Annotated in this window: 6 protein-coding genes; 1 reads left to right on the top strand and 5 read right to left on the bottom strand. The window is 63.1% G+C overall.

Going from position 1 to position 5,844, the window contains the following annotated elements; translation table 11 throughout:
- The coding region (locus tag AC5E6N_RS22840) for a DegT/DnrJ/EryC1/StrS family aminotransferase (protein WP_491749962.1) at positions 1-586 on the bottom strand (586 nt) is incomplete at its 3' end.
- 12 nt (positions 587-598) lie between these two features.
- Positions 599-1,651 carry a D-cysteate sulfo-lyase gene (gene cuyA, locus AC5E6N_RS22835; RefSeq protein WP_491689452.1) on the bottom strand — a complete coding sequence of 351 codons (1,053 nt, stop codon included), beginning with the start codon at positions 1,649-1,651 and terminating at the stop codon, positions 599-601.
- Positions 1,652-1,764: 113 nt separating this feature from the next.
- Here cuyA and AC5E6N_RS22830 point away from each other — a divergent pair, with 113 nt between their 5' ends.
- Positions 1,765-2,670, top strand: a complete 906-nt coding sequence (locus tag AC5E6N_RS22830) for a LysR substrate-binding domain-containing protein (protein ID WP_491749961.1) — start codon at positions 1,765-1,767, stop codon at positions 2,668-2,670.
- 78 nt (positions 2,671-2,748) lie between these two features.
- Here AC5E6N_RS22830 and AC5E6N_RS22825 read toward each other — a convergent pair whose 3' ends face one another.
- The 3 genes from AC5E6N_RS22825 to AC5E6N_RS22815 form a co-directional block, all read right to left on the bottom strand.
- Positions 2,749-4,653, bottom strand: a complete 1,905-nt coding sequence (locus tag AC5E6N_RS22825; RefSeq protein WP_491749960.1) for a propionyl-CoA synthetase — start codon at positions 4,651-4,653, stop codon at positions 2,749-2,751.
- A gap of 10 nt (positions 4,654-4,663) precedes the next feature.
- Positions 4,664-5,416 (bottom strand): SDR family NAD(P)-dependent oxidoreductase, encoded by a 753-nt coding sequence (locus tag AC5E6N_RS22820; protein ID WP_491749959.1) that lies wholly within the window; start codon positions 5,414-5,416, stop codon positions 4,664-4,666.
- 12 nt (positions 5,417-5,428) lie between these two features.
- Positions 5,429-5,844: hydantoinase B/oxoprolinase family protein (locus AC5E6N_RS22815; protein ID WP_491749958.1), on the bottom strand; the 416-nt coding region annotated here is incomplete at its 5' end.

The raw sequence follows: 5,844 nt of genomic DNA, 5'->3' as shown, positions 1-5,844 counted from the left end.
AATTGATGTGCTTGTATGTCTGTGTCGAAAAGCATCCGGCCAGCCCGAAACCGCCGCTCAGCCGTCCATTCCAGCGCGCGCCCATCGTATGTGCGCAATCCTCAAGCAGAACGACCCCGGTTTCATCAAGCATGGCGACAAGCGCGTCCATATTGCACAGATGGCCCCGCATGTTGGAAAGCAACAGCACCCTGGAACCGGTCGAGACGATCTTCCGTTTCAGATCGTCAAGATCGATGACCAGATCTTCGGTGATCTCCACAAGCACCGGTCTGGCACCGACGCCGGCGATTGCGCCAGGGACGGGCGCCAGCGTGAAACCGTTGGTAAGGACGGGCGCGCCCGGTTCGACGAGGGCAGCCCGCAGGGCCAGCGACATCGCATATCCGCCGGACGCGCAGGCCAGGCAGTATCTGGCGCCCTGATAGTCCGCAAAGGCGCGTTCGAGATTGGAAACGATGCTCGGTTCATCGCCTTGCGTGTTGTATCGGTGCAGGCGGCCGCTGCGCATGACGTCTACGGCGGCCGCAACCGCAGCATCCGGTATCGCTTTCTGTTGGGTGAAGTTGCCGCGGAACGGGGTCAACAGCGTCTCCATTTAGCCTGCGGTCTGCATGACCGGCTCGTCATAGCCGAAAGCATCGGTCTTGCCGCCATAGCCGAAGGCGTCGGTGTAGCCGAACAGCGCAACCGCGCCGCCGGTATGCAGGAAGACGATGTTTTCGTCCCCGGACAGCTCTCCCTTTCGGATCAGGTCGATCAGGCCGGCCGCGCCCTTGCCCGAATAGACGGGGTCGAGCAGGATCCCCTCAAGGCGGGCGAACATCTCGATCGCCTGCAGGCACTCCGGCGTCGGAATGCCATAGCCCTCCCCGACATAGTCGGTGTTGGCAACGACATCCTCACGCCGGACCACGCCAGGGCATCCAAGTTTCTCGGCCGTTGCGACGGCAAGGTTGTAGACGCTCTCTTCCTGTTTCGGCTTGGGCGCGCGCACGCCGATGCCAAGCAGCGGAATATCGGCGTTGATCGCCTTCAGACCGACGATCAGGCCGGCCTGCGTGCCCGCGCTTCCGGTTGCATGAACGATCCGGTCGAGTTCCAGGTCCATCGAATTGGCCTGCTGCACCAGCTCCATGGCGGCATTGGCGTAGCCGAGGGCGCCGGTGGGGTTCGAGCCGCCGCCGGGAATCGTGTAGACCTTGCGCCCTCGGGCACGGAACCTCTCGGCGGCAGCCTCCATCTCGGCGTTCATATCAACGCCGCCGGGGCGCTTCTCGGCGCTTGCGCCATGCAGATAGTCCAGGAACACATTGCCGTTGCTGTTGTAATTGGCGTCTTCGGATCCGGTGCGGTCCTCCAGGAGGATATGACAATCCATGCCCATGCGCGCGGCGAAGGCGGCTGTCTGGCGGGCGTGATTGGATTGGGTCGCGCCCTGGGTGATGACAAGATCGGCGCCCTCTGCCACCGCCTCCGCCATAAGGAATTCGAGCTTTCGCGTCTTGTTGCCGCCGGTCGACAGGCCCGTGCAATCGTCGCGCTTGATCCAGATGCGCGGACCGCCGAGCGCTTCTGAAAGCCGGTCCATCGGCTCGAGAGCCGTCGGCAGGTGTGCCAGATACACGCGCGGAAAACGCGAAAAATGCATGGATTGTTTCTCCCTTTCGATTATTCAGCTTATGTTGGCACGGTGTTTATGTGGGTTCAAATGCAATTTTCGGTATAAAACATGCAAAAATTGCATATTGTCCTGGAGACATCATGAGAATCGACTGGCTCGATGACATCATTGCACTGCTCGACACCGGCTCCGTCGTCGAGGCGGCGGCCGTGCGCAACATTTCGCAGTCCGCCTTCTCGCGGCGCATCCAGACGCTTGAGCTGCTCCTGGACGTCGTTCTGATCGATCGGCGGTCCAAGCCCAACCAGCCCGCCATCGCCTTGCGCAATCATGAGGAAGAACTGCGCGAGGCGGCCCGGCACCAGCGCAATCTGATCAAGCAGATCCAGACCGAGAGCCGGTCGGGTTCGCGCCTGGTCGTCGTTGCCTGCCAGCACGCCATCACGGCATCGCTCGGGCCGCAGATCGTCAAGCTGGTTTCCAGCCTCGGCAAGGCGCATGTGCGTTTGCGTTCGGCCAATCTCGATGAGTGCGACGCCTTTTTGCTTACGGGACAGGCCGACTTTTCGATCACATACAGTCTTGCCTCCGACAGCCCGGACGACCGGGACGCGATCACGGAAGAGGCCTTCATCGCCGACGAGAATCTTGTTCCGGTTTACAAGGCTGACAAGGCAAGGCAGATGCTGTGGCGTTTTCATATGGGCGATCTCGACATGATCGCCTATCCCGCCGATGTCTTTTTGGGGAATGCCATCGAGCGATACATCTTTCCGCGCATCGAACGCCAATGCCGGCTCAACATCGTCGCCGAGACGGCGCTGACGCTTGCGGCCATGCAGATGGCAACAGCGGGCGTCGGTGTCGCATGGGTCCCCGAGGCCCTGGCCCAGGCCGATCTCAAGGACGGGCGGCTTACCGATCTCAGCGAGCAGTTCGGCAGCCTGGACATGCACATCGTCGCACGACGGCGCACCGGCGACACACCGGACCTGCAATCCCGCATCTGGGGTACGCTGAGACGTGCCGGCGCCGTTGTCCCTTAGCGCGTGTCCGTTGCAGCGTTACGATGACGCTTTTCGCCCGCGGCCGCGAGCATCAAACACACCGTCTCGCATCTGCCGTCAACCCAGCAGGCCCCGCGCCTCCAGGGCGGCGCCGATTTCGTCCAGGATCAGCGGATCGTCGATGGCCGCCGGCATCTTCCAGGCGTCGCCGTCGGCAATTTTCTGCATGGTGCCGCGCAGCACCTTGCCGGAGCGGGTCTTGGGAAGACGCGCCACCTCAACCGCCGTTTTGAAGGCGGCGACGGGACCGATCTTTTCCCGCACCAGGGCGACAAGGTCGCGTTCGAGGTCCTCGGGATCGAACTGCGCGCCCGCATTGGTGACGTAGAAGCCGAGCGGTATCTGCCCTTTGAGGCTGTCCGCAACACCGACCACCGCGCATTCGGCAATGACCGGATGGCCGGCGATCACCTCTTCCATCGCGCCGGTGGAAAGGCGGTGACCGGCGACATTGATGATGTCATCGGTGCGCGCCATGATGAAGACATAGCCGTCCTCGTCGATAATGCCCGCATCGGCGGTGGCGTAGTAACCGGGGAACTCGTCCAGATAGGCTTTCCGGAACCGTTCCTCCGCATTCCAGAGTGTCGGAAAGCCGGATGGGGGAAGCGGCAGTTTGCAGACAATGTTGCCGAGCGTTCCGGCGGGCACGGCAAGGCCGCCATCGTCGAGCACCTGAATATCGTAGCCGGGCATCGGCACGCCGGGCGAGCCGGGTTTGATCGGCAGCAGGCCGAGGCCGACCGGGTTGCCCGACATCGGCCAGCCGGTTTCGGTCTGCCACCAATGGTCGACCACCGGCCGCTGCAAATGGGCCTGCGCCCATTCGATGGTGGCAGGGTCGGACCGCTCGCCGGCGAGAAACAGCGTCCTGAATTTCGAAAGGTCGTAACGGGCGATCAGGGAGCCGGACGGATCCTCCTTCTTGATCGCACGAAAGGCCGTCGGCGCCGTAAAGAGCGCCGCCACGCCATGGTCCTGAATCACCCTCCAGAAAACGCCCGCATCCGGTGTCCCCACGGGTTTGCCTTCATAAAGGACCGTCGCGCAGCCCTGCAGCAGCGGGCCGTAGCAGATATAGGAATGCCCGACGACCCAGCCGACGTCGGAGGCCGCCCAGAACGTCTCGCCCGGCTGAACGCCGTAATGGTTCTGCATCGTCCAGCGAAGCGCCACCATGTGCCCGCCATTGTCGCGGACGACACCCTTCGGCTGGCCGGTGGTTCCTGACGTGTAGAGGATATAGAGCGGGTCGGTTGCCGCCACCGGAACGCATTCCGTGGACGTGCCGGCGGCAAGCGCGGCACCGACCGCCTCGGCATAATCAAGGTCCCGTCCTGCTATGAGCTCGCAGGCGAGCGCCTCGCGTTGCAGGATCAGGCATCGTTCCGGCTTCGCCGTTGCCAGTTCTATCGCTTCGTCAAGAAGCGGCTTGTAGGCAACGACGCGGTTCGGCTCGATACCGCAGGACGCGGATATGATAAATTTCGGCGTTGCATCGTCGATGCGCGTCGCCAGCTCATTCGCCGCGAAGCCGCCGAAGACGACGGAATGCACCGCACCGAGGCGGGCGCAGGCAAGCATCGCGAAAACGGCCTCGGGCACCATCGGCATATAGATAATCACGCGGTCGCCGGCGGTAACGCCGTTTTCCCGCATCACGGCCGCCAGCGCTCCGACCTGGTTTTGCAGTTCCAGGAAAGTGAAGCGCTTGACTGTGCTCGTGACCGGACTGTCGTAAACGAGCGCCGTGCGCTCGCCGTGCCCCGCCTCGACATGACGGTCGACGCAGTTGTAGCAGGTGTTGCAAAGCGCGCCGGGGAACCAGCGCCCATAGGCTCCGATATCCGGATCGAAGACGCGCTCGGCCGGTTTGAACCAGTCGATTGCCGCCGCGGCGTCTCCCCAAAAGTCCACCGGATCGGCTTTCCAGGCGGCATAGGTCTCGTGATAGCGCGACATCGCCCCAGCCTCAGCAGGTGTAGTTCATGCCGATGCGGCCGCCATCCACATAGATGGTCTCACCGGTCACGTAGCTTGCCTTGCGGCCTGCGAGAAAGGCGACGACGTTGCCGATTTCCCGCGGCGTGCCGATGCGCTTCAGCGGCGTGCGCGACATGACCATCTTCATGGCCTCGGGATTGGCGTTGACGCCGGCCATCATCTCGGTGTCGATCGAGCCGGGGCCGACCGCGTTGACGCGGATATTGTGCGGTGCCAGCGCCAGCGCCGCCACTTTTGTCAGCTGCATGACAGCGCCCTTGGATGCGCAATAGGCCGGTATCGACGGGATCGCCACCTGCGCGTTGATGGATGACATGTTGACGATCGCACCCTCGATCCGGTTGGCGACCATCGATTTCGCCGCCCTTTGTATGGCCACGAAGACGCCTCGCAGATTGACGTTCATGACCGTGTCGAAGGCCTCGATATCGTATTCGAGAAAATCGCCGGGCATGGCGATGCCTGCATTGTTGACGAGAACCTCCAGCGGGCCGTGCTCGGATTCGATCCCGTCGAACATGGCGTTGACCTGCCCGATATCGCCCATATCGCATCCGATGCCGACATGTCCGCCACCGAGCTTTTCCGCCGCCGCCGAGGCACCCGGCGCATTGATATCGCAGACGATGATCCGGAAGCCGTCTTCCGCCAGAGCCTGCGCGCAGGCGAACCCGATACCCCGGGCGGCGCCGGTTACAAGTGCGAGTGGTTTGTCGGTCATTGCGCCGTCTCCTTAATCATCATAGCCGTAATCGCTCTTTGCCTGCTCCGGCGTGATCATCCCGGCGCTGAGATCGGCCTCCACCAGATCCCTTGCCCGTGCGCGCGGGTCGCCATAACCGCCGCCGCCCGGCAGGCTGAGCCGCAGGCGCTCACCGTTGCGCACCAATTGCCGGCCCTTGCTCTTCAATCGCGTCCCGTCCGTCAATTCGACGCGGCCCTCGCCGCCCCGGGTTCCGTTTTCACGCCCGCGTGCCGGGTTTTCGACCCGGTCGAACATGGCGTTGAAGTAGAAGTCGTATCCCGCGCGCGGCTCGATCTCGATGGTCTGGCCGAGGCCGCCGCGAAACATGCCGGCGCCGCCCGACCCCCGGCGCAGGTCCTTGCGCCAGACGGTAATGGGTCCGACATGCTCCGTCGCTTCAACGC

Source organism: Hoeflea sp. (assembly GCF_984452065.1).
The sequence above is the reverse complement of the archived record's forward strand: the minus strand, read 5'-3'. Positions and strand labels throughout refer to the sequence as shown.